Annotated in this window: 23 protein-coding genes; 5 read left to right on the top strand and 18 right to left on the bottom strand. The window is 36.7% G+C overall.

Features of this window, described 5'->3' with window-relative positions; all coding sequences use genetic code 11:
- Positions 1-137 precede the first annotated feature (137 nt).
- The 9 genes from ilvA to ACWPVO_RS00500 all read right to left on the bottom strand — a co-directional run bounded on the left by ilvA (position 138) and on the right by ACWPVO_RS00500 (position 9,226).
- On the bottom strand, positions 138-1,346 hold the full coding sequence (ilvA, locus tag ACWPVO_RS00540; protein ID WP_454205841.1) for a threonine ammonia-lyase: 1,209 nt from the start codon (positions 1,344-1,346) through the stop codon (positions 138-140).
- 1 nt (position 1,347) lies between these two features.
- Positions 1,348-1,572 carry a DUF951 domain-containing protein gene (locus tag ACWPVO_RS00535; protein ID WP_195444746.1) on the bottom strand — a complete coding sequence of 75 codons (225 nt, stop codon included), beginning with the start codon at positions 1,570-1,572 and terminating at the stop codon, positions 1,348-1,350.
- On the bottom strand, positions 1,559-2,437 hold the full coding sequence (locus ACWPVO_RS00530; protein WP_454205839.1) for a mechanosensitive ion channel family protein: 879 nt from the start codon (positions 2,435-2,437) through the stop codon (positions 1,559-1,561). Before ACWPVO_RS00530 ends, ACWPVO_RS00535 begins: the two co-directional genes overlap by 14 nt.
- A gap of 2 nt (positions 2,438-2,439) precedes the next feature.
- Positions 2,440-3,519, bottom strand: coding sequence for a hypothetical protein (locus tag ACWPVO_RS00525; protein WP_454205837.1), 1,080 nt, complete (start codon positions 3,517-3,519; stop codon positions 2,440-2,442).
- A gap of 89 nt (positions 3,520-3,608) precedes the next feature.
- On the bottom strand, positions 3,609-4,508 hold the full coding sequence (locus tag ACWPVO_RS00520; protein WP_454205835.1) for a DMT family transporter: 900 nt from the start codon (positions 4,506-4,508) through the stop codon (positions 3,609-3,611).
- 167 nt (positions 4,509-4,675) lie between these two features.
- Complete coding sequence (gene tkt / locus ACWPVO_RS00515; RefSeq protein WP_454205833.1) at positions 4,676-6,625, bottom strand: transketolase; 1,950 nt, start codon at positions 6,623-6,625, stop codon at positions 4,676-4,678.
- An 11-nt stretch (positions 6,626-6,636) separates the two neighbouring features.
- Positions 6,637-7,389, bottom strand: coding sequence for a WecB/TagA/CpsF family glycosyltransferase (locus ACWPVO_RS00510; RefSeq protein ID WP_454205831.1), 753 nt, complete (start codon positions 7,387-7,389; stop codon positions 6,637-6,639).
- A gap of 168 nt (positions 7,390-7,557) precedes the next feature.
- Positions 7,558-7,902, bottom strand: a complete 345-nt coding sequence (locus ACWPVO_RS00505) for a type II toxin-antitoxin system PemK/MazF family toxin (protein ID WP_005956990.1) — start codon at positions 7,900-7,902, stop codon at positions 7,558-7,560.
- A gap of 133 nt (positions 7,903-8,035) precedes the next feature.
- A complete protein-coding gene (locus tag ACWPVO_RS00500) occupies positions 8,036-9,226 on the bottom strand; it encodes an NAD(P)H-hydrate dehydratase (protein ID WP_454205828.1) in 1,191 nt (396 codons plus the stop codon).
- Between the two features lie 200 nt (positions 9,227-9,426).
- Between ACWPVO_RS00500 and tyrS the strand changes: the two genes are divergently transcribed.
- Together tyrS and pepD are read left to right on the top strand one after the other, a co-directional pair.
- Entirely contained in the window at positions 9,427-10,653 is a 1,227-nt protein-coding gene (gene tyrS, locus ACWPVO_RS00495; protein ID WP_282924849.1) for a tyrosine--tRNA ligase, read from the top strand.
- Positions 10,654-10,660: 7 nt separating this feature from the next.
- A complete protein-coding gene (gene pepD / locus ACWPVO_RS00490) occupies positions 10,661-12,055 on the top strand; it encodes a beta-Ala-His dipeptidase (RefSeq protein ID WP_454205826.1) in 1,395 nt (464 codons plus the stop codon).
- A 178-nt stretch (positions 12,056-12,233) separates the two neighbouring features.
- Here the strand turns inward: pepD and ACWPVO_RS00485 are convergent, their stop codons facing one another.
- Entirely contained in the window at positions 12,234-12,626 is a 393-nt protein-coding gene (locus tag ACWPVO_RS00485; RefSeq protein WP_040541653.1) for an ATP-binding protein, read from the bottom strand.
- Between the two features lie 164 nt (positions 12,627-12,790).
- On the opposite strand from ACWPVO_RS00485, the gene rd reads away from it, so the two are divergent.
- Complete coding sequence (gene rd, locus ACWPVO_RS00480) at positions 12,791-12,952, top strand: rubredoxin (RefSeq protein WP_005957017.1); 162 nt, start codon at positions 12,791-12,793, stop codon at positions 12,950-12,952.
- A 249-nt stretch (positions 12,953-13,201) separates the two neighbouring features.
- Here the strand turns inward: rd and ACWPVO_RS00475 are convergent, their stop codons facing one another.
- The 8 genes from ACWPVO_RS00475 to proC all read right to left on the bottom strand — a co-directional run bounded on the left by ACWPVO_RS00475 (position 13,202) and on the right by proC (position 21,661).
- The gene (locus ACWPVO_RS00475) at positions 13,202-13,975 is read right to left on the bottom strand and encodes a prolyl oligopeptidase family serine peptidase (RefSeq protein WP_454205823.1); all 774 of its coding nucleotides are present in this window, start codon (positions 13,973-13,975) and stop codon (positions 13,202-13,204) included.
- Positions 13,976-14,082: 107 nt separating this feature from the next.
- On the bottom strand, positions 14,083-14,754 hold the full coding sequence (locus tag ACWPVO_RS00470; RefSeq protein ID WP_454205821.1) for a uracil-DNA glycosylase: 672 nt from the start codon (positions 14,752-14,754) through the stop codon (positions 14,083-14,085).
- A 3-nt stretch (positions 14,755-14,757) separates the two neighbouring features.
- A complete protein-coding gene (locus ACWPVO_RS00465; RefSeq protein WP_282924854.1) occupies positions 14,758-16,125 on the bottom strand; it encodes an NAD-binding protein in 1,368 nt (455 codons plus the stop codon).
- A complete protein-coding gene (locus tag ACWPVO_RS00460; protein ID WP_060799864.1) occupies positions 16,125-17,579 on the bottom strand; it encodes a TrkH family potassium uptake protein in 1,455 nt (484 codons plus the stop codon). Before ACWPVO_RS00460 ends, ACWPVO_RS00465 begins: the two co-directional genes overlap by 1 nt.
- A complete protein-coding gene (gene trkA, locus ACWPVO_RS00455; RefSeq protein WP_454205818.1) occupies positions 17,569-18,969 on the bottom strand; it encodes a Trk system potassium transporter TrkA in 1,401 nt (466 codons plus the stop codon). Before trkA ends, ACWPVO_RS00460 begins: the two co-directional genes overlap by 11 nt.
- 9 nt (positions 18,970-18,978) lie before the next feature.
- Complete coding sequence (locus ACWPVO_RS00450; protein ID WP_454205816.1) at positions 18,979-20,127, bottom strand: cation diffusion facilitator family transporter; 1,149 nt, start codon at positions 20,125-20,127, stop codon at positions 18,979-18,981.
- A 193-nt stretch (positions 20,128-20,320) separates the two neighbouring features.
- Positions 20,321-20,887 (bottom strand): DJ-1 family glyoxalase III, encoded by a 567-nt coding sequence (locus ACWPVO_RS00445; RefSeq protein WP_005957083.1) that lies wholly within the window; start codon positions 20,885-20,887, stop codon positions 20,321-20,323.
- 9 nt (positions 20,888-20,896) lie between these two features.
- Positions 20,897-21,661 (bottom strand): pyrroline-5-carboxylate reductase, encoded by a 765-nt coding sequence (gene proC / locus ACWPVO_RS00440; protein ID WP_060799867.1) that lies wholly within the window; start codon positions 21,659-21,661, stop codon positions 20,897-20,899.
- A gap of 78 nt (positions 21,662-21,739) precedes the next feature.
- Between proC and ACWPVO_RS00435 the strand changes: the two genes are divergently transcribed.
- Together ACWPVO_RS00435 and ACWPVO_RS00430 are read left to right on the top strand one after the other, a co-directional pair.
- Positions 21,740-22,300 carry a chromate transporter gene (locus ACWPVO_RS00435; RefSeq protein ID WP_060799868.1) on the top strand — a complete coding sequence of 187 codons (561 nt, stop codon included), beginning with the start codon at positions 21,740-21,742 and terminating at the stop codon, positions 22,298-22,300.
- On the top strand, positions 22,293-22,850 hold the full coding sequence (locus ACWPVO_RS00430) for a chromate transporter (protein ID WP_285073606.1): 558 nt from the start codon (positions 22,293-22,295) through the stop codon (positions 22,848-22,850). The genes ACWPVO_RS00435 and ACWPVO_RS00430 overlap by 8 nt, the downstream gene beginning before the upstream one ends.
- Positions 22,851-22,865: the final 15 nt, after the last annotated feature.

The following is a 22,865-nucleotide window of genomic DNA, read 5'->3' as shown; positions in this document are numbered from 1 at the left end:
CTTTTTTATTTTTGTGTGAGTTACATCCTAATTTTGTCAACAAAAAAGAGAGGTTTATGCCTCTCAATTTTTATTTTAAAGTATTAAATTTATTTTGATTTTAATTTCAAAAATTTTTACGCTTATATAAAAGCAAATTAAAATTGGGCGTCGTTGTATCTCGCCTTGTAAACATAGGAGTTTTGATTTAAGGCTGTTAAGATTTGACCTTGGTGATCCTTGTCCTTGGTGTCAATAATAATGCTGACGATCATGGAGTCTATTGTTTCTCCAACTAGGTCTACGTTTTGATAAATTTGAACTATGTTGGCTCCTTGCTCTTCAAGAAGTCCTGATATCTTAGTGAGTTGTCCTGGTTGATCATCTAACTTAATCCTAAGTTCCATTCGCCTGTTGGTCTTATAAAGTCCCTTTTCAATAACCTTTGAAACTCGAGTGACGTCGATGTTTCCACCAGATAGGACGCAGCAAACTTTTTTGCCCTTGTGGTTGAACTTCCTATACATAAGGGCTGCAACTGTGGATGCAGCTGCTCCTTCCGTAATGATTTTGTTGTCCTCAAGAAGGGTTAAGATTGCAGAAGAAATTTCTCCTTCAGTTACAAGAACTATGTCGTCTACATATTCCTTTACCATCTCGTATGTAATTTCTCCTGGAGTCTTAACTGCAATTCCATCAGCAATTGTTGATCCACCCTTAACTGTTAAGATTTTACCTTCCTTAATAGATTCATACATTGATGGAGAAATTTTTGTTTGAACTCCAATTATCTTTATGTCTGGCTTAATAGACTTTGCTGCAAGGGCAACTCCAGATATAAGACCACCACCGCCAATTGGTACAACTATTATGTCAGCATCTGGAAGCTCTTCTAAGATTTCTAGTCCAACTGTACCCTGACCTGCGATAATTTTTTCATCATCAAAGGGCGCAATAAAAGTGTAGCCTTCTTCTTCAGATAATTTTTTTGCAAAGGCTGCTGCATCGTCAAAGGAATCTTTAACAAGTTCTACTTCTGCTCCATAATTTCTTGTTGCCTTGACCTTGGATAGGGGCGCGTGATATGGCATGCAGATAACAGACTTAATCCCTCTCTCGCTAGCTGACTTGGCAACACCTTGGGCATGGTTTCCTGCTGAGCAAGCTACAACTCCTCTTTCTGCCTCTTCATCTGATAGGGTTGCAATCTTGTTGTAGGCTCCCCTAAGTTTAAAAGATCCAGTGTCTTGTAGGACTTCAACCTTTAGATAGATGTCTTCTCCAAGGTTTGGTGCATAGACTACAGGAGTTTCCTTGATATGACCCCTTAGTCTTTCTCTGGCTTCGTAAACTTCTTTCACGTCCATTCTACTCACCTTCTTTTTTATGATGGACAATACTTATAAATTTATCTCCTTCTAAAATTTTTCTAACTCTCTTTTCAAAATCCATGCGGCTCATCCAAACAACTCTGTCACAGCCCAAGCACTTTAATTTCATGTCGGCGCCCTTTCTTGCTATTTCCCACTTGTTTTCACCACATGGGTGTCCCTTCTTTAGGGTCACTATATCGCCAAGTTCATAGTAAAGCATGATCATCTTCTCCTTTTATAAACTTATTCCTAACCATAGGAGACTTAATATTTTCTCTCTGCATTGTTTTTAAAATCTCGGACCTAAGAGCAAACTCAAGGTCGTATTGTCTGCCCTGCCTTGTGTAATAGACAAGGGCCATCTTGTAGGCATCTCTTCCATTTTCAGTAACTCCCCACAAGTTTGGTCCTATAACCATGTCCTCATGGTCCCTATACTTTTCTATAGCTGCCTTAATTTTTTCTTCCACAAAGTCTGGGTCGCAAGAATTGTCTAGGTAAAATTCAATTTTTGTCCTGATGTTTGCCCTTTCCTTGTTGGAAATAATTGAAATGTTGCTGTTGGGAATGACGTGAAGAATCTTGTCAAAGTCACGAATTTTTGTGACCCTAAGTCCCAAGTACTCAACAACTCCTTCGATGTCGCCGATTTGAACTAGATCACCAACAGAATATTGGTCTTCAAAAATTATAAAAAAACCATTGATAAAGTCCTTAACAAGACTTTGGGCACCAACACCTATTGCCAGCGAAAACACACCAAGAGTTGCAATAATTGGCGCAATAGAAATGTTAAAGACGCTCATAACTATGGTAACTCCAATAAAAATTAAGACTACCTTGATGATGCGCCTGATTAAGTTTGTAACAGTTACAATCCTGTTGTAGGATCCCTTTTCTTTTATCTTTTCTGAATTTAATTGTCTTCCAATAAAGGAATCTATTATTTTTAAAATTACAAAAGTTCCAATAACTACAAGGGCAACTACAAGGAGTCTCTCCCAGGATTCAAGACCTCTAAAAGTTGATCTCAGAGCCTGGTCCGCTTCACTTGCAACAGCATCTGTGTTTTTTTCTATGTTCACTTTTACACCTCTTTATAAGTTGTCTCTATCTTGTTATCATCTTCTCTTATTGTGTTTGTGTTCACAACGGAATAAAGACTTAGGTCGCCATTTCTCAAGGCCCCAATCAAAAGTCCGTTGATCTTAATCTTGTCTAGGGAGTAGCCAAGTCTTGTGTAAAATTCTCCTGGATTTCCAATTTCTCCACCAACATCACTTGGTCCATAGACATAAATTGAGCCAGAAATATTTTCCATCTTATTTACATTAGCTGCAATTATTTTTTTCTTGCCTGGCTTTAAGATGTAATTGTATTCTGTGATAATTCCTGAGTGAAGAAGGTAGGTCTTCTTGCCTTCCACTAAAATGTCAGAGATATTTGGTACCCTGTCCTCATATTTTTTCCCAGAATTCATAAACCTATAAATAGTTTTGTCTGTAAGAGCCAAGACTGACCTCTTGTCTCTCTTTAAGTACATGACAACTTCGTGGTTTAAGGCCTGGCTAGTTTTTTCTCCCTTGTTTAGATTATAAATAAGAGAAGAGTAGCCTGTTGTTTCATTTTTTATTTCTGCAACAGAAAGATTTTTCTCGTCAAGGACATCGTGGGCCAAGATTTGATTGCCAGTCCTGTAGATTTCAGTAAGACTTGAGTCGTTTCCCATTAAGTATAAAATTTCATTCTTCTCATCCACAACGTGGAAAATTATATTTGCATTCTCATAACTTATATTAAAGATGTCGCCCTTAACATCTATTGTGGAAAGGAGCTCGCCCATCTCTGAATACATGTGAACCTTACCAAGGTCCTTTTCATACAAGAAGGCATAGTTGTTGGCAAAGAAGGCCTCAATGTTTTCATCTTCCCTTTGGATCTTCTTTACAATATTTCCTTCCCTGTCTGTTATATATAAAACTGGATCAGCCCACAAAAAGACAGACTTAGATGCAAGGCTAAAGTCCTCTATAGGTTCATTAACACTTACTCCCTTAAGTCTTACTATGGTCCTGTCCTTAGAAAAATTTTTATGGTTAATATATATAAATCCTAAAAATATAAATAACAAAAATAAAATTATTGCGTGATTTTTTTTAATTTTCAAAATACCACTCCCGACTTCATTATAACATTTATACTTTTACTTTTGCATTGAATTGAAATAAAAAAGAGGGCTCTTGGCCCCCTTTAAATTTATTTTTTGTTTAAGATTATTGCTCCTGCTAGGACAAAGATAAGTCCCAAGACAATATTTATTGTTAGAGCCTCGCCAAGGACCAATATGGATAAAATTGTTCCAAAGATTGGAATAAATAATTTATAAATTCCAAACTCGCTTGCGCTGTGAGTCTGAAGGACAAAGGTCCAAATTGTAAAAGCTGTTGCAGATATAAAGGCTCCATAAGATAGCATTAAGAATAGAAGAAAGTCAAAGTTCACATTGGACTTGTGAGTGATGGCTCCAATAATTATTAGTGGCGTTGCTCCAAGTGCAAATTGTGATGCAGTTAAGAGAAAGCCATTTAAATTTCTTCCATACTTTCTTATGAGGACACTGGAAAGGGCATTAAAAGTTGTAGCTATAAGGACAAAGCCTTCGCCACTTAACTTAAAGTGAAAGCCTCCCCCTCCCCTTAGGTTTATTATTAAAATACCAATAGACCCAACTAGAAGAGCTCCTAGCTTCCTCTTGGTAAACTTCTCTTCCCTAATTAAAAGGACAGAAATCACAACTGTAATAAAGGCGTTGGATGCCTGGATAACTGCTGCAAGAGAACCTAGTGTGTTGGATAGTCCAATATAGTAAAACATATACTGGAGGCAAGTTTGCAAAAGTGCCAAGACCAAGATGAGTTTTATATTTATATTTTCTTTTTTAACTTCTTCCTTATTAAAAAGTCCAAAGTAGATAAAGGTTAAGATCCCTGCCATGAATAACCTAATCCCTGCTATTAAAATTTTTCCACCTGTGTCATCTGGCATGATGTTGGCGTGGATGTAAGTTGTCTTTATTAGGGGTATAGCAGAGCCCCACAAGAGCATGGCAAAAAGTGAAAATACTATTGCCCATTTCTTTTCTTTTATAAGTTTCATTTTTCCCTCCCATCTCATAATTTTTGTATTTCATAAAAATAAATCTTAATTATTTATGAGATTTAAAAAATAATTTTAAGCTCTTAATAAGTTTTTCAAAATTAATTATTAAATGCAAATAAAAATTTAAATTAAAAAAGGAGGTCGCCCTCCTCTTTCATATTTTATTAAAATTCTTGAATTTTTCTTCTAATGTTTTCTTTAGTGAAACCAAATCTTTCAAAGACTTCAGCTCCCTTTCCACTTGCTCCAAAGGTATCAATGGAAATTGCCATACCTTTCATGCCAATGTACTTGTGCCAGCCAAAGGATGAAAGAGCTTCAAGTGAAATCCTCTTAGTGATATTTGATGGAAGAATTTCTTCCTTGTAGTCAGAGGATTGAGCATCAAACATTTCCATAGAAGGCATTGAAACCACACGAACTCCCTTGAGTCCTTCTGCTGCTTCAAGAGCAAGAGAAACTTCTGAACCTGTAGCGATTACAATTTTTTCAAGTTCTCCCTCTTCCTTCTTGATTATATAAGCACCCCTGTAGATATCCCTTGAAGAATTTTCAAGTTGTGGAAGATTTTGTCTTGATAGGGCAAGTACAAAAGGTGTGTTCTTTGAATTGAAGGCAAGGTTAAGTGATGCTGCAGTTTCACGTCCATCAGCAGGTCTTATTACAACAATTCCTGGAATGGACCTTAACATTGCAAGATGTTCAATTGGTTGATGAGTAGGTCCATCTTCTCCAACTCCAATTGAGTCGTGAGTGAAGATGTAGACATTTGGGAGGTTCATAAGGGCTGCAAGTCTAATTGTTGGCTTTAAGTAGTCACTGAAAACCAAGAAAGTTGATGCATAAGTCCTTAGGCCCCCATGAAGAAGGATTCCATTTGTGATTGCACCCATGGCATTTTCACGAACACCAAAAGTTATATTCCTTCCAAGTCTATTGTCAGCTGAGAAATATTCTTCTCCCTTTAGCATAGTCTTGTTTGATGGACCAAGGTCAGCTGAGCCACCAAAGATGTGGATATTGTCCTTGGCAATCTTATTTAAAACTTCGCCAGAGATTGCACGAGTTGCCATGTCCTTATCAAAGGAATCGTAGTAGGAGTCTTCTAAGAGTTCCTTCTTTTCTAAGTTAAAGGCAGCAAGATAATCCTCATATTCCTTAGGATATTTTTTTGCATATTCTTCTTCGATTTTTTTCTTTTCATTAACCCTTGCAGTGTTTTCTTCAACAATTTTTTGGAAGTGGGCTTTCACATCTTCATCAACATAAAAGTCTTCATCAGGAAGCCCAAAGAATTCACGAGTCGACTTTCTGTCTTCCTTGCCAAGAGGTTCGCCGTGAGCCTTTGCAGAGTCTTCTCTAGGTGATCCGTAGCCAATTTTTGTCTTAACTTCAATAAGTGCAGGCTTGTCAGATTTTTTTGCATCTTCAATTGCTGCATTGATTTCATCTAAGTCATTTCCATCACGAACTACAAAAGTGTCCCAACCAAGAGCCTTGTACCTGTCACAAACATTTTCTGAGAAGGCAAGGTCAGTTGATCCTTCGATAGAAATTTTATTTGAATCGTAAAGAACGATTAGTTTATCTAATTTAAGTGTGCCAGCTAGTGACGATGCTTCGTTGGAAATTCCTTCCATTAAACATCCATCACCAACTAGGGCATAAGTATAGTGGTCAACAAGTTTCAAGTCATCCTTGTTGTAAATGGCTGCAAGTTTTTCTTCTGCAATAGCCATACCAACTGCCATGGCAATCCCTTGGCCAAGAGGTCCAGTAGTTGCTTCAACACCCCTAGTGTGACCGTACTCTGGATGGCCTGGTGTTTTCGAGTCAAGTTGTCTAAAGTTCTTTAAGTCATCAAGACTTAGACCATAGTCAAATAAGTAGAAAAGTGAATACAAAAGAGCAGATCCATGTCCTGCAGAAAGGACAAACCTATCCCTATTCTTCCAATTCAAATCCTTAGAATCTCTCACTAGATGATTCTTAAAAAGAGCATAGGCCATTGGTGCAGCACCAAGGGGTAGACCTGGGTGACCTGAATTTGCATTTTCAATTTGATCAACAGATAGCATTCTCAAAGTATTAACTGCTTTATTTTCGATATTCAAAATTACTCTCCTCACTCAACTGAATTTTTATCTCTCATTACCGCCAACAAAAACTTTGGCAAATCAATTTGCCTCTTAATCCTAGATGGATTTTTTAAAAGCCTATAGAGCCACTCAAGACCAAGCTTTATAAAAATATCTGGGGCCCTATTTGCCCTGCCCGATAAAATATCTAGGACTCCACCATTTCCAATAATGACCTTGGCATTAATTTCATCCTTCCATGCGTCAATCCACTTTTCTTGACGAGGAAAACCAAAGCCTACAAAGACAATGTCAATGTCCTTGGAATTTATTTCTTTAATTATTTCTTCTTCAGTGCTAGACTTCTCGCCATCTAGCTTGGAATTGAAATATCCATTGTGAAAACCTGCAACCTTTAGATTCTTATACTTTTCATTGACAGCAGCTGCTGCATCTCTTGCAACACCTTCCTTGCCACCTAAAAAATATAAGTTAAGTCCCATCTCGTCAGCAAGTTCAAGTAGCTGAATAGAAGTGTCAAAACCTGTGACCCTTTCCTTCAAAGGCTTCTTCCTAAGTCTTGATGCGTAGATAAGACCAATCCCATCAGCAAGGACTAAGTCGCCTGAGTTGACAAGCTTCTTAAGATCTTCGTCCCTCTTAGCTGCCATTACGATTTCAGTATTTGGCGTGTAAATTTTTTTAAGCGAATTCCCCTTTAGGAAGTCCCTTAAAATATTTTCGCACTCCGAGTTATCAATGTTAAAAATTTCAACTCCAAAAATTTTTACTTTATTCATAAATCTCTCCGCTAATAAGTTTATCACATAGACAAGAGCTTTTCTATTATTTATGTTTTATAAAAATAAATTTTATAATTAATTTGCAAGAAGCTCGCAAGAATAAATTTTAAATTTCTACAAAAAAAGACTACCTCTTACGAGATAGTCAATATGTATGTTGCCCAATTACTTTATCGCCAAGCTAACTTTTATTGCTGCGTCAATCTCTCCTATGACATCCTTGTCGAATTTACCGATCTTCTCTCTCAACCTTTTTTTGTCGATTGTCCTCAGTTGCTCCAAAAGAATTACAGAATTCTTGGGCAACGGAACGTCTTTAGCTTTCACATTAACATGGGTTGGTAACTTCGCCTTGTTAAGTTGAGATGTAATTGCAGCTACGATTAAAGTAGGCGAATATTTGTTTCCAATGTCATTTTGAACAACAACTACGGGCCTAACCCCTCCCTGTTCTGATCCAATAACTGGCGACAGGTCGGCATAGAATATGTCCCCTCTTTTTATCATCATAATTTTTCACCTTTTAAAGGTAAGAGAGAATTAAAGATTGATCTATGAGCAATCTTTATAACATTCTATCACATTTCTTCTTATTATATACACTAATCGAAAATTTTTTTGACTTTTTTACTTATAAGTTGCCTTACTTTTCTTCAAAAAGTTTAAAGACTGCGCTTAGATTTTCTATTAAGTCTCTTGCTCTTAGGCTGGTCTTGGAATTTTTTCTTGCGTAGATGTCTCCTGAGAGTCCGTGAATATAAACTCCAAGCCTTGCGGCGTCAAACAAGTTGTAATTTTTCATTAGGGCAGAGATTATTCCTGTCAAGACGTCTCCTGATCCTCCTGTTGCCATGCCAGAGTTGCCTGTCCTATTTGTGTAAGTTCTCTCTCCATCTGTGACAAGAGTTTCGTGACCCTTTAGGACTAGGATGACCTTATATTTTTTTGCAAATTCTTCTGCAACTGTATTGCGATTGTTTTTAATCTCATCCAGAGATAGTCCTGTTAACCTTGCAAACTCTCCCTCATGTGGCGTTAAAATTGTCGTGAAGTCTTTTCTCTCTCTTAATAAACTCAAATTTTTTGACAAAATATTTAGGCCGTCGGCATCTATTAAAAGATTTTTTTCTATTTTTATTATTTTTTCAAAAACTTCTTGCCCATAAGCTCCTAGTCCCATACCTGGTCCCATGCCTACGGCATCAATCCCTTCAAGGAATTTTTCCATGTCTTCTAGGTCGTCAAAGGTCTTTGCTATGGGCTCAATGAATTTTATAGACATTATGTCAAATATTTCTCTTGGGACGATATTGTAGACAAGTCCTGCGCCTGCCTTTAGAGCAGCATTTGATGCAAGGTAAGATGATCCAGTCATACCCATAGACCCACCTATGATTGCAATTTTTCCAAAGTCTCCCTTGTGGCCAAAGTCGTCCCTGTCCTTCCAAAGAGATTTTATTTCTTCATCTAAAATTATTTCTTCTTCATAATTTTTTTTCATAAAGTTTTCTCCATCAAACTTTGCAACAGCCACTGCATAGGTTCTTTCGTGACTAATAGATAAATCAAATTTCATATCAAAGACTTCTGCGTAAGGGGCATCTCCCTTGTATTTTATTTTTATGTCCTTGAAAGAAATTTTTCCGATTCCAGTTCCAAGGGCCTTTGCCACTGCTTCCTTGGCAGCAAAAATTCCCCCTGCCCTCTCGTAGGGTTTTTTTCTTTTTTTAATTCTTTCTATCTCATCTTCATTAAAAACCTTGCGAAGAAAATTTTCATTTTCATTCATTAGTTTTTTTATTCTAGAAATTTCTACTATATCTATACCTAGCATCTCATCACCATTGACTTTTATTTTATTTTCGATTATTATAACATAAATAGTATAAATATAAGACGTTGAAGATATACAGTAAGCGAAAGCTGAATTACAATATTGGAGTCTATTGATTTTTGAGGCCTCGGCGAAGAAAGGTGGTACCACGAATGCGTCCTTTCGTTCACGGGGCTCTTTTTATTTTTTTGGAGGAATTTATGGAAAATGTATTCGATATTTTAAGCGAGAGAGGTTACTTAGACCAATGCACTTACGAAGACGAGCTAAGAGAAATGCTTGGCAAGGAATCAGTTCCTTTTTACATTGGTTTTGATGCAACTGCTGACTCTCTAACTCTTGGACACTTTATCCAAATTAGGGTTATGCAACACATGCAAAATGCTGGTCACGTGCCTATAGCTCTACTTGGTGGTGGAACTACAACTATTGGTGACCCATCAGGCAAGTCCGACATGAGATCTCTTATGAACAGGGAAACAATTGACTACAACGCAAGAAGATTTAAGGAACAAATTTCTAGCTTCTTAGATTTTTCTGATGGCAAGGGCTACATTGAAAACAACGCTGACTGGTTAACTAAGTTAAACTTCCTAGAGTTTGTAAGAGAAATTGGTATCCACTTCTCTGTTAACAGGATGCTACAATTTGATTGCTACAAGAACAGGATGGAACAAGGACTTACTTTCTTCGAATTTTCTTACATGCTTATGCAATCCTACGACTACCTATACCTATACAGGAAGCATGGTTGTAAGCTAGAAGTTGGTGGATCTGACCAATGGTCCAACATACTTGGTGGTTATGAACTTGTTAGAAAGCTTGAAGGTGACAAGGTTTATGCCATGACTTTTAAACTTCTTACTACTGCAGCTGGAATCAAGATGGGTAAGACTATGGCTGGAGCAATTTGGCTTGATCCAGAAAAGACTACACCTTATGAAATGTTCCAATACCTAAGAAACTGTGACGACAGGGATGTTATTAAGTTCATGAAGCTTCTAACTATGCTTCCACTTGATAAGATTGCTGAATACGAAAAATTAGAAGGCGCTGAAATAAATAAGGCAAAAGAAGTTCTTGCTTACGAAGTTGTAAAAGACGTTCACGGAGAAGAAGCTGCTAAAGCTGCTCTTGATGCATCTCACTCCCTATTTGGTGGCGACAAGGCATCAGAAGACATACCTGCAACTGAATTTGAAGCTGCAAAGTTTGACGAACCTGTGGGTATCCTAAACCTTATGACAGAGCTTGGACTTATCAAGACAAACTCTGAAGGTAGAAGACTTATCACTCAAGGCGGAGTTTCCATTGATGATGAAAAAGTAACTGATCCTAAACTTGAAATCACAAAGGACAACTTCAAGGACGGAGAAATTATTATTAGAAAGGGTAAAAAAGTTTACCACAAGGTTATTATAAAGTGAGGTTAAAATGAATTTAGAACCAAAAAAAGTTTTTGATTATTTTGAAATGTTATCACAAATTCCTAGAGAATCTGGTAACGAAAAGGGAGTTTCTGACTTCCTAAAGAAGTTTGGAGAAGAAAAAGGCTACAAAGTCGTACAAGATGACAGCCTAAACATTATTATGGAAGTGCCTGCTACAAAGGGCATGGAAGATAGACCTAAGGTTATCCTACAAGGTCACATGGACATGGTTTGTGAAAAGGGCAAGGACTCAAAACACAATTTTGAAACTGACCCAATCGAACTTATTGTTGATGGCGATTCTCTTCACGCTAACGACACAACTCTTGGAGCAGACAACGGAATAGGTGTTGCTATGGCAATGGCTCTTGCAGAAGAAGAACACGGTCCATTAAAGATAATCGTAACTGTATCAGAAGAAACTGACATGCACGGTGCAAAGGACCTTGAAGCAAAATATCTTGAAGGCAAGTACCTAATCAACATTGACTCAGAAGAAGAAGGTGTCCTTACAGTTTCATCTGCAGGTGGAAAACTTCTAAAGTCAAAATTTGTCTTTAATGAAGAAGCTTACTCTGGCAAGGTTTTTGACCTTCACCTTCATGGCTTCCTCGGTGGCCACTCTGGTATGGAAATTGCCAACAACAGAGGCAACATGATTAAGGTAATAGCTGAAATCCTTAATAAGATCGATGGTGCAAAATTAATAGACATCAACTGTGGAACAAAACAAAATGCCATCCCAAGAGAAGGTAAACTTGTTCTTGTAGCAGATGAAAAAGCTCTTAAAGAAGCTATCGAATTTGTAAAAGAAAAATTCAAAGACGTGGCAGGAGAACTTGTTATTGAATGCAAAGAAACTTCTCACGATGGAAAAGTTTTAACTGCTGATGATACAAAGAAACTTGCAAACTATTTGTTAGAACTTCCAACTGGCCCACACACTTTCATAAATGAAGCTAAGAAAGTTCTTGAATCATCATCAAACCTTGCAATAGCAAAAAAAGTTGATGACGCAGTAGAAGTTTTCGTTTCACTAAGATTTGCATCCTCTTCACTTTCTGAAGAATTTGGAAAGATTTACTTGGATATAGTTGAAAAATATGGCTGCCAAGCAGAATTCATCAACCCTTATCCAGAATGGGAGTACAGAAAAGAATCTGACTTTAGAGAAATCGTAAAGAAGATCTACAAGGAAATCACTGGCAAGGAAATGGAAGAAGAGTTCACTCACGGTGGACTTGAATGTGGTGTCTTCTACAAGAAGAATAGCGACCTTGATATTATCTCCATTGGGCCAGACACTGTTGGAGCTCACACACAAAAGGAAACTCTTTCAATTTCTTCAACTAAGAGAGTTTACGACCATCTTGTAAAAGTTCTAAAGGCTCTTCAATAAAAATAATTTATGGCTGTCCTATCGGCAGCCATTTTTTATTGGATTTAGTTTGTCCTTTAAGAGCATAAAAAAAAGAAACCCCTAGGGATTTCTAATATTTCTATAAATTAAAATTTTTAAAAAACTTATAAACTATGGTCTTAACAAATTATGTATAAACTTATAAGTCGCCAGGTCTTCAAAGATTTTTAATTGCAATTACTTCATTTTGATTTAAAATAAGCTGGTCTGTTAGAGCCTCAACAATTAATAGACCTCTGCCATTACACTTTTTTTCTCCGCAATCATACAAGGAAGTGTCATGGTCGACGCCCCTTCCCTCGTCAGAGACAATAATTTTTAAAGAGTCGTCCTTTAAGACTAACTTTAAACAGACCTTCTTGTTAAGGTCTTCTTGATTGCCATGGACTGCTCCATTTATGACAAGTTCATTTAAAATAACTTTTATATCAAATAATTTTTCTTGGTCAGTAATATAGGGATTTAAATCCATAATGGCTGAATCCAAAAAGCTCTTTATTAGAGATAAATCGCTATTAACAAAACCCTTAAATCTATATAAAGTATCCATAATTCTCACTCCATCTATTAAGAAAATACCCAATAGATCTCCCCTTTAAACCCCAAAAGCTTGACATAGATTAATTTTAAAATTTTACTGTATTATATTTAGCAATTTGTTATAATGTTATTAAGCTTGCAAAAAGCATAAATTTTATTAGGAGGAAAAATAATATGAAAAAATATGAATGTACACTTTGCGGATATATCTATGATCCTGAAGTAGGCGACGAAGATAACGGCGTTGAAGCTGGTACTGCATTTGAAAATCTTCCAGAAGATTGGGTTTGCCCACTTTGTGGAGCTGAAAAATCAGACTTCGAACCTGTTGAATAATAATATTAAGGAAGGCTTAGGCCTTCTTTTTTTTTACAAATTTTTACAAATCTAAAATTTTTATCCACAATTTTATTTTTTTATCTACATTTGTGGGCTTTTTTATACTTTTTAATAGATATCCACAACTTAATTTATATTTTTTATTTTTATTTATCCACAAGACTAGAGATTTTAAAAATAAAAAAAGACTTCAAATGAGAAGTCTTCTCTTGCTTATTAAATTCCATTAAGTTTATCAAGGCTAAATTAAAATCCTGCAAGTTCCTTTGAAAACTTTATAGCCTCTTCAAGCATTTGTGTTGTCACTTGGTGGCCAGTCATTTCAAAAAGTTTGAAGTCCAAGAGTTTCTTGTCTTCATAAACTTTTTCAACTTCTTTTACAAAGGATTCTTGTCCACTTGGATCAATTACGTCGTCGTCTTCTCCATTATAAAGAACAAGAGGTCTATCATTAAAGGCTTCTGGACTGTCCATTGGGTTCATGTCTAAGAAGAATTCGTTAATCCTAAATTCTCTCTCGTCAATCTTGTCTTGGTTCTTAAGTTCATTTACTCCACGAACTAGCTCTTCCCAATTATTTATTCCATTGAAGATAAATGCCATCTTAAGGTCCTTCTTAAAGGCATAAAGACCTCCAGCAGTTATGGCTCCCATGGAGTGACCACCCACTGCGATTTCATTTCCCGGATAATTTTCTTCAATGTAGTTAAAGATGGAAGGTGCTTCCTCGATATTGTGCATAATGACTTTTAAAATATATTTACCTTCTAGATCCTTGTCCCCGTGGTCAAGCTTTTCTACATTTCTCTCGCCATGGTATCTTGCTTCAGGAAGAACAACCCTATAACCATATGAGGCAAAAATATTTCCCCTAAAGATTTGCCTTTCATTATCTGATCCCCAGCCGTGATAAAAAACTAGAGTCTTGTTAGTTTCTTCCTTGGGCTCAATTATTATTGCAGGCACCTTACCTATCATGACTTCCTTTATATCTGAATAATTTGTTTTTAAATACTCCATAATTCACCTCTACTACATTATAGCAAAGATATAAAAAATTTTTTGTGGAGTAACTTTAATTCCAATAAAAAAAGCAAAGAAATAAATTTTCCTTGCTTAAGTATTTTCTATTTAACTTCCCAAGTTGGAGGTGTGACTCCATTATTTTTTAAAAATTCGTTGGCTCTTGAGAAGGGCCTTGAACCAAAAAATCCTCTTGATGCAGAAAGGGGTGATGGATGAACTCCTTCTATGATTAAGTGGTTACCAGGCTTTATAAATTTTTTGCGGGCCTTGGCATGGTTGCCCCAGAGTATAAAAACTACCGGTTCTTCCTTCTCGCTAATTTTTTCTATGACTGCGTTAGTAAAAATCTCCCAACCAATCTTTGAATGACTCATGGGTTGGTGGGCCCTAACTGTTAGGGTTGTGTTGAGGAGCATTATCCCCTGGTCTGCCCAAGCTTTTAAGTAACCTGTCCTTGGAATTTCAAGTCCCAAGTCAGACTTAAGTTCCTTATAAATATTTCTTAGTGAAGGTGGTATTGCCACGCCTTCTTTGACAGAGAAGGCAAGTCCATGGGCCTGACCCACATTGTGGTAGGGATCTTGTCCCAAGATTAAAACCTTGACGTCCTTGTAGGCTGTGTAGTGAAAGGCGTTAAAAATATCTTGAGCCTTTGGAAAAATTTCATAATGTTTGTACTCTTCGATTAAAAGTTTTCTTAGGTCCTTGTAGTAGTCCTTTTCAAACTCCTCTTCCAAAATTTCCTGCCAATCATTTTTAAAAATTTCTTTCACCGATTACCTCCTGAAAAAGTCAAAGATACTCTTCTTTAGGCTTGGATCGATTAACTCTTCAAGTTCCTTCCTGCTTTCATTAGTTGAGAAGATTACAAGCCTATCGCCCTTTTCAATTTTTGTATTTCCCCTTGGGATAACTGCGGAGTTGTCGTACCTAATTATCCCACCGATAATAATTTCCTTGTGGAGATTAATTTCTGATAGCTTCTTGCCAATGTAGACGAAGTCATCTGGAATTTTTATTTCATAAACTTGGGCCTTGCCACCAAACATGTAGTTGATGGACACCTTCATGTCTGTGTTAATCGCCTTTATAATTTCATTGGCAACAATCACCTTGGGGTCAATAACCCTATAGATTCCCAGGCTCTCCAAGATTGTGTCGTAGTTGTTGTCCTTTTGAATTACAATATTTTTTGAAATCCCATGACTCCTTGCAAGAAGTCCAAGGACAATGTTAAGTTCGTCAGACTCTGTCATAGAAATAAATACACCATCTTTAGAGATGTCTTCTTCCTTAAAGATCTTGTCATTTTTCAGCTTTTTATTAACTACAAAGGCCCTGTTAATATTTCGCCTGTAGTTTTCAAATTTTTCCCTATCTGGTTCAAGAATTTTTAAATTTATATTTTCAAGATTTGAGATAATCCTGTTGAAGTTGTAGTCACCCGATGCAATTACAACTTCTCTTTGGTCTTCTTTTTCCTTGATTTCAAAGTGAGCATGTTTGAAGTTTCTTATGTCGAAGGAAAGACCCATTAGGTAGATGTAGTCTCCAGACTTTAGGACTGTTTCCCCATCAGGAACTATTAGTTCTCCCTCTCTTAAAATTCCAACAACGAGAATTGTGGAAAGGGATCCAATGTCCCTTATCTTTTGGTTTTCAAATTCCTCGTCCATGTCAATGTAGTGGCCTGTTACTTCTATCTTTCCCTTTCCAAAGTAATCAGCCTCATAGTATTCTGTAGACCCAATTAACTTTGTAACAAGTTTTGCAGTCTCGAGACTTAGGTTAAATACATTTACTACATTAGGAAGGGAATTTTTTATAATTCCTATTTCAGAAATATTTTCCATTTCATCGAGACGTAGAATAATTTTTACATCTAAACCCTTGAAGATTGATGCCATGATTAGGTTGGTCTTGTCGCTATCTGTGGCAATGATAGCATAGTCGTACTTGCTCAAGTCATTGTTTATGACAAAGTCTTCTTCCAAGACATCTGCCCTTATTTTATTAACCTTATTTGTTATCTCTTCAAAATTTTTCTCGTCCCTATCCACTAGGTCAACTTCAAACTTTTCAAGACTCAAGGTCTTGGCAATAGTTGAACCAACCTTTCCTGAACCTATAATTAAAATTTTCATTATAATTTAATAATTTCCTTTCTATGTCTTCCCCTAGTAAAGAGTGCCATTATTGTAAAGAATTCAAGTCTTCCTAAAAGCATAAGCAGACTGAAGTAGAGTTTGAAGAAGTCGCTGTAAAAATGAAAGTTCTTCGTAGGACCTATGTCTCCAAAGCCTGGCCCAACGTTGGATAAGGTTGTAGCAACTGAAGAAAATCCTGTTATAACATCTACTCCTGATAGGGTTACAAGACCTGTGGATAGTACTGCTATAACAAAGTAAGTTCCGAGATAGGCATTTATACTTAGGACTACCTCATCAGACAAGGACTTCCCATCTGAAATAACAGGAAGGACTGCCTTGGGGTGCGTTGCCTTTTGCATTTCTCTCTTTATTAGCTTTAAGAGAATTGAAATTCTTACTATTTTAATTCCACCACCAGTTGATCCTGCACAACCACCAAAAATCATTAGGATTATCAAAATAAATTTTGAAAAACTTGGCCACAATTCATAGTCTGCATTGGCAAAACCTGATGTAGAAGAAATTGAAGTTACCTGAAAGGCAGAATCTCTAAAGGCCATAAAAAGTGATGAGTAGCCCTTGGAGAAGAGATCAATAGTTATTAATGCAATGGCTACAACAATTATAAGTATCCAAAGTTTTAATTCATCATTTTGTATGACTTCCTTGAATTTCTTTTTTGAAAGGAGGGCATAGATGACGAAGTTTGTAGAACTCAAAAACATAAAAAATGCCAGGATAAAGTGGACTGCATTTCCTTCATAGGCCATGAGTGAGTCATTATAGGATGAAAATCCACCAGTTCCTAGGACACCAAAAGTATGAACTAGAGAATCGAAAACTGGCATGCCAGCAAGCTTTAATAAAATAAAAAGTGCTAGGGTTAAAATAAGATAAATTATGTAGAGTCTCTTTGATGATTGAGAAATTCTAGACTCTATTTTTCCAGCAACTGGTCCTGGTGACTCAGCCTTAAAAATTTGAAAGGCTCCAACTCCAAGCTTGGGAAGAAGTCCAACAGTAAACACCAAGATTCCCATACCGCCAATCCAGTGGGTAATGGATCTCCAAAGGACAACAGACCTTGGGAAGGACTCTATACCAGATATAACTGATGCTCCAGTAGTTGTAAATCCAGATACAATCTCAAAGAAGGAATCAACATAAGTCATGCCTGCAGATATACAAAGTGGAAGCGCACCTATAATGGAGACCAAGACCCAAGATGCTGTAACTGTTAAGATTCCATCTCTTGGAGATAGAGAATTTTTCTTTATTTTTAAGTTAATTAAAATTAATCCCAAAAAGACTGCTATAGCCATTGGGATTAAAAAGCCATAGGAAGACCCATCTCTTTCAACTAGACTTAGTATAAGAGATGGGGCCATGAAGGCAGTTTCTATTAATAAAATATAGCCTAATAATTTGGAAATAAGCTTATAGTTCATCTTTCTTTCCTCGCTTCTTAATTGAATTAATTGCGTCCTTTAGTTTCCCCTCAGAAGAAAAAATCTTTTGAACCCTTGGAGCAACCTCGTGCATAGAGAATAATATTATCCTATCTCCTGACTCAAGGACTGTCTTACCATTAGGGACTAACATTCTTTGACCTCTTATGATAGAGACAATTAGTGTTCCGTCAGGTAGGCTAATGTCTTCTAGGGTGTGACCACAAACAAGCTGGCTGGCCCTAATCATTAGCTCAACGCATTCAACTTGACCATTTAAAAGTAGATGTAGAGCAAGGGAGCTCTTACCCCTTATTTCCTTTAGCATTTCTGCTGCTGTAATATAAGATGTGTTAAATACTGCATCTATGTCAAGCTTGTCTAGGACCTTGTCGTAATTTGTCCTGGAAATCTTGGCAACAGACTTATAAATTCCACTTTGCTTTGCCACAAGACTCATGAGGAGGTTGGCCTCATCAATGCCTGTTGCAGCAACAAAGGAATCATAAGTGTGGACCATTTCTTCTTCAAGTATGGCAATGTCTGTTCCATCTCCATTTATAATATTAGCTCCTGGAACCATGTCCTTTAGCTCAAGGCATCTTTCCTTATTTATTTCAACAATAGTAACATCTATATTTTCCTTCAAAAGAAGCATGGCAAGGTAAAGGCCTGTCTTTCCTCCACCAAGAATCATGGTGCTCCTAAGGGCTCTTGTCCTGTTTACACCTGTGTGGTCCTTGTCAAAGGCTTCGATGTTTTCAGACTTGCCTGCAAGGATTATCACGTCATTTTCTTCAAGGACAGTACGACCATTTGGGATAATGGCATCTCCACTTCTTGAGATGGCAGCAATAAGAAGGTCATTAATGCTATCAATCTCCATGATTTTTTTGTTAACAAAGCTTGTGTCATTACCTATGTTAAATTCAACTAGAGATACTTTTCCACCAGCAAACTCATCGGAGTAAAGTTGGTATCTCTTCATTAAGTATTTGAAAATTGATCTTGCCGTTGCATTGTCAGGGTTTATAATCTTATCTATTTCAAGTTCTTCTGATATAAAATCAAGGTGTTTTCTATACTCAGGGTCTCTTACCCTTGCAATGGCATACTTAGCACCAAGCTTTTTGGAAATTGTACAAAGAATAACATTAGCTTCGTCATTTGTTGTGGTTGCAACAACATAGTCAAATAGAGAAATATCAAGTTCTTCTAAGACACCAAAGTCCAAAGCATTTGCACAAATACTAAAAACATCTAATGAGTTTGATATGTTTTCAATTACATCTTCATTGTTGTCAACTACAGTAACCTCATAGTCTTCATCTATTAATGCAGCTGCAAGTCTATATCCTAATTTTCCGGCGCCTACAACTAAAGCCTTCATATATTCCTCCTAAAAAATCGCATCTAAATTTATTTCAAATTCGTAATCTGGGTAGATGGATTTTAATTTATATCTTATCTCTTTTTTCAGAGCATCCTTTCCTTCTCTCTTCTTTACAGAATCAGCATTGTAATCAATGTCTATATAAATTTTCTTGTCCTCAAGGACTATGTCATGGAAGGAGTAAATGTTAAGTGACTCCCTCACAATTTTTCTAAGATCTTTAGAAATAGAATTAATAATCTTGCTTCCACTTCCTCTTGGTTCTGGATGAATTATTAACCTTATCCCAAGTAAGTCAGAGACTTCCCTCTCAACCTTGTCTACAATATTGTGAGCCTCTTCTAAGTTCAAATTATAATCTAAAACTGCATCAATAATTACAACTATATTGTCAGGTCCAAAGTCTGTCGCCATAATATTGTGGACATTGGATATGCCCTCGTATGTGGAAACCTTGGACTTTATCTCGTGCTTAGTCTCGTCACTAAGTCCACGTCCAAGTATAATTGAAATCGTCTCGTATATAAGTGATATAGCTGTGTATAAAATAAATAAGGCGACTATTAAACCAACATAGCCATCCAAAATTTTGCCTGTGAATTTTTCTATAACAATTGAAATAATTACAACAGAAGTTATAAGAGTATCACTTAGTGAATCCTTCTCTTGGGCCTTTAGGGTTACAGAGTCAATCTTTCTTGCAACCTTTGAATAAAGTGAAGCCTGCCAAAATTTTATTGCCAAAGTTAAAATCAAAGTCACAAGTGTGAACTTTGGATAGGAAATGGCAACAGGATGAAGGATCTTTCCAACAGAAGTTTTCAAAAATTGAAAACCAACGGAAAGTACGATACCAGAAACTACAAGAGAAATCAAATACTCAAGTCTCCCATGACCATAAGGGTGGTCCTTATCTCTTGGCTTGGCAGCAAGTCTTATTCCAAAAATAGAAATAATAGAGCTGACACAGTCTGTGATATTGTTAACTGCATCAGACAAAATTGAAATTGAGCCTGTAAAGATATATAAAACTACCTTTAAAAGAGCTACAAGTATATTTGATATAAGTCCGAGAAAGGATGTCTCCTTAGAGATTTTTGCCCTATCATAACCATAGGCTGACTCTCCCCTCTTCAAAATAAGTTTTGCGAACATTTATCCTCCATAATTTATAATAATAAAAATAGGCCAAAAGCCCACTTACTTAGATTTCTTAAATTACATTCATTATAACACTAGTGAATACCTAATAAAAGGAAAAGAAGTTAGCTATATTCTTTAGAAAAGCTCAAAAAATATAAAAATAAAAAATGCACCAGTTGTATCTGGCACATTTTCTAATCTTATTTTAAATAAATTTCTTAAGTTGTGGAAGTAGTAAACCTTCTGCAACTTCTTCTGCTTTTTCCTTTGATACTAAAACTTCAACTAGCTTAACTCCAAGTAAGATTGCAAGAGCAGGTCCCATAGCTGTAATTATATTTTCTTCAACAACTACTGCTGCGTCTTGTGGGTCCTTAACCTTTAATCTCTTTTCAACTCCTGGGTAGCAAGTGAACTTTCCATCTTTTAAAAGTCCTGCTGCATCAAGAACTTGTGGGCCTGCACAAATTGCTATTACTTTTCTCTCTTCGTCATTAAAGACATTGGCGCACTCAAGAACTTTTTTGTCATTCATGAGATTTGTAGCACCAGGTTGACCTCCTGGGATATACATTGCCCTGTAGTCTTCGATGTTAATTTCATCAAAAGCCTTATCAGCAAGAACTGTAACACCGTGAGCTCCCTTTACTTCAAGTCTGTCCTTAACTGAAACTGTGTCAACCTTTAAGTCAGCCCTCCTAAGGACATCGACAATTGTAAGAGCTTCAATTTCTTCAAAACCTTCTGCCAAAAATACCAATAAATCTTTCATAATGACCTCCTATTTGTTCATAATAGAATCCACTGCATTTATAATTGCAGACCTAAACCCATCCTTTTCTAAAGATTTTACTCCCTTAATAGTTGTGCCTCCAGGTGTTGTAACTTGATCCTTTAATTCACCTGGATGAATGCCAGACTCTCTCACCATTTTTGCTGATCCTGCAACTGCTTGAGATATAACCCTGTAGGCCATGTCCCTTTTCATGCCGTAAGAAACTGCTGCATCTGCTGCTGCTTCAATGTACATATAGACATAGGCAGGCATACAACCTGAAACTGCTTCATAAATTTTTATATTTTTTTCTTCAACAAGTTCAGTTTCTCCAAAGCTAGATAAAATTTTTCTTATTTCACTAACTTCTTCTTCTGAAATATTTTTTCCAGGGCAAATTCCTGTCATAGAATTTAAAATTTTTGCTGGCGTATTTGGAAGTGCCATCATAAGTTTTTTATTTGGGAGGCACTCCTCAAGTTTTTTAAGGTCAAAAGCTGAAGTAATAGAAATAATTATTTTATCCTTTACTTCATCTTTTATTGTCTCGATTAAAGCTTCATAAGCGTAGGGCTTAACTGCAAGTATAATTGCATCTGCCCCCTTCACTACATCTACTTCTGATTCAACTACTCTTGCTGCTTCCTTTAACTTAAATGCGTCTCTCTTATCTTTATTTCTGTCGTAAAGAAAAGTTTCTATATCATTATCTAAAAGACCATGTGCCATGGCAGCACCCATGTTACCAAGGCCTATAATTCCCATCTTCATCACATCACTCCTTAAGTAGATTATACACGATATTCTTTAAAAATTCATTTTTATGCTATAATTTAATAAGGTGATTTCATGAAAAAAATTTCTATTGCAAAGTTATTCTTAACTTTTTTTAAAATAAATGCCATAACCTTTGGGGGAGGCTATACAATTGTCCCTGTTATAAAGGACATTTTTGTATCAGACTTAGAACTAATCGACGAGGACGAGATGATGGATATAGTTGCCATATCCCAAGGTGGACCTGGGGCCATGGCAATCTCTTGCTCAGTCCTAACAGGTTATTACTTAAGAGGACCTTTAGGAGCAATAACTTGCCTTGTGGCATCCTCCCTACCATGTCTTATAATCTTGTCAGTGATTTCAAACTTCTACCAAGAATTTAAAGCAAACTTTTTTATTAACGCAGCCCTAGAAGGTATTAGTGGAGTTATCTCTGCAGTCCTATTTATCACCGTGGTCCGCATGGGGCTTTCTTCTTACAAGAACAACCCACGCTTCTCTGCAGTTATGATTGTCCTCGTATTCCTAGTTGCCTTCTTTACAAAGATCAACACAGGATTCATCATTTTATTCTGTGCCTTAGCAGGAATTTCTTACTTTAGCGTCATGGAGAGGTACAAAAATGCTTGATTTATTTTTAATTTTCTTTAAGATTGGATGCTTCGCCTTTGGTGGCGGCTACGCAGTTATCCCCTTGATTTCAAAATACGTTGTTGAAGAACATGCTTGGATCTCAACAAGGGAATTTATAGACCTAATTTCCATTTCACAAATGACTCCAGGACCCATTGCCATTAACTCGGCAACCTTTGTTGGTCAAAGTGTCCACGGAATCTTGGGTTCAATTCTTGCCACAACAGGCCTAGTTCTTCCTCAGTTCATCCTCATGATGATTCTTGGCTACTTCCTCTTTAGCAAAGGCAAGAAATTTAAAATCATGGACTACTCCCTCCTTGGAATAAAGGCAGGAGTCGTGTCCCTTATCTTTATAACAACCTTAAAACTCTTTCAGTCATCAGTCTTTCCTGAAGGACTTAAGCTCCAAGGCATGAGCCTGGCAGCCCTTATCTCCTTTGTCATTGGCTTTGTCCTCTACATGAAGAAGGTAGACCTCTTTAAGCTAATAGGACTCGGTGCAGTGATTGGGATTGGTGTCAAATACGCTTTGACCTTTATGTAAAATAAAACTCCTTGG

This window comes from Peptoniphilus sp. Marseille-Q6390, assembly GCF_965119475.1.
The sequence above is the reverse complement of the archived record's forward strand: the minus strand, read 5'-3'. Positions and strand labels throughout refer to the sequence as shown.

What these genes read in the sequence shown, in the direction of transcription:
- ACWPVO_RS00500 (WP_454205828.1), bottom strand. Translation starts at nt 9,226, where the DNA reads ATGCTAGGTATAGATATAGTAGAAATTTCTAGAATAAAAAAACTAATG.
- ACWPVO_RS00485 (WP_040541653.1), bottom strand. Translation starts at nt 12,626, where the DNA reads ATGGATACTTTATATAGATTTAAGGGTTTTGTTAATAGCGATTTATCT.
- pepD (WP_454205826.1), top strand. Translation starts at nt 10,661, where the DNA reads ATGAATTTAGAACCAAAAAAAGTTTTTGATTATTTTGAAATGTTATCA.
- ACWPVO_RS00510 (WP_454205831.1), bottom strand. Translation starts at nt 7,389, where the DNA reads ATGAATAAAGTAAAAATTTTTGGAGTTGAAATTTTTAACATTGATAAC.
- ACWPVO_RS00465 (WP_282924854.1), bottom strand. Translation starts at nt 16,125, where the DNA reads ATGAAAATTTTAATTATAGGTTCAGGAAAGGTTGGTTCAACTATTGCC.
- trkA (WP_454205818.1), bottom strand. Translation starts at nt 18,969, where the DNA reads ATGAAGGCTTTAGTTGTAGGCGCCGGAAAATTAGGATATAGACTTGCA.
- proC (WP_060799867.1), bottom strand. Translation starts at nt 21,661, where the DNA reads ATGAAGATGGGAATTATAGGCCTTGGTAACATGGGTGCTGCCATGGCA.
- rd (WP_005957017.1), top strand. Translation starts at nt 12,791, where the DNA reads ATGAAAAAATATGAATGTACACTTTGCGGATATATCTATGATCCTGAA.
- ACWPVO_RS00430 (WP_285073606.1), top strand. Translation starts at nt 22,293, where the DNA reads ATGCTTGATTTATTTTTAATTTTCTTTAAGATTGGATGCTTCGCCTTT.
- tyrS (WP_282924849.1), top strand. Translation starts at nt 9,427, where the DNA reads ATGGAAAATGTATTCGATATTTTAAGCGAGAGAGGTTACTTAGACCAA.
- ACWPVO_RS00445 (WP_005957083.1), bottom strand. Translation starts at nt 20,887, where the DNA reads ATGAAAGATTTATTGGTATTTTTGGCAGAAGGTTTTGAAGAAATTGAA.
- ilvA (WP_454205841.1), bottom strand. Translation starts at nt 1,346, where the DNA reads ATGGACGTGAAAGAAGTTTACGAAGCCAGAGAAAGACTAAGGGGTCAT.
- ACWPVO_RS00450 (WP_454205816.1), bottom strand. Translation starts at nt 20,127, where the DNA reads ATGTTCGCAAAACTTATTTTGAAGAGGGGAGAGTCAGCCTATGGTTAT.
- ACWPVO_RS00535 (WP_195444746.1), bottom strand. Translation starts at nt 1,572, where the DNA reads ATGCTTTACTATGAACTTGGCGATATAGTGACCCTAAAGAAGGGACAC.
- ACWPVO_RS00505 (WP_005956990.1), bottom strand. Translation starts at nt 7,902, where the DNA reads ATGATGATAAAAAGAGGGGACATATTCTATGCCGACCTGTCGCCAGTT.
- ACWPVO_RS00475 (WP_454205823.1), bottom strand. Translation starts at nt 13,975, where the DNA reads ATGGAGTATTTAAAAACAAATTATTCAGATATAAAGGAAGTCATGATA.
- ACWPVO_RS00435 (WP_060799868.1), top strand. Translation starts at nt 21,740, where the DNA reads ATGAAAAAAATTTCTATTGCAAAGTTATTCTTAACTTTTTTTAAAATA.
- ACWPVO_RS00520 (WP_454205835.1), bottom strand. Translation starts at nt 4,508, where the DNA reads ATGAAACTTATAAAAGAAAAGAAATGGGCAATAGTATTTTCACTTTTT.
- ACWPVO_RS00460 (WP_060799864.1), bottom strand. Translation starts at nt 17,579, where the DNA reads ATGAACTATAAGCTTATTTCCAAATTATTAGGCTATATTTTATTAATA.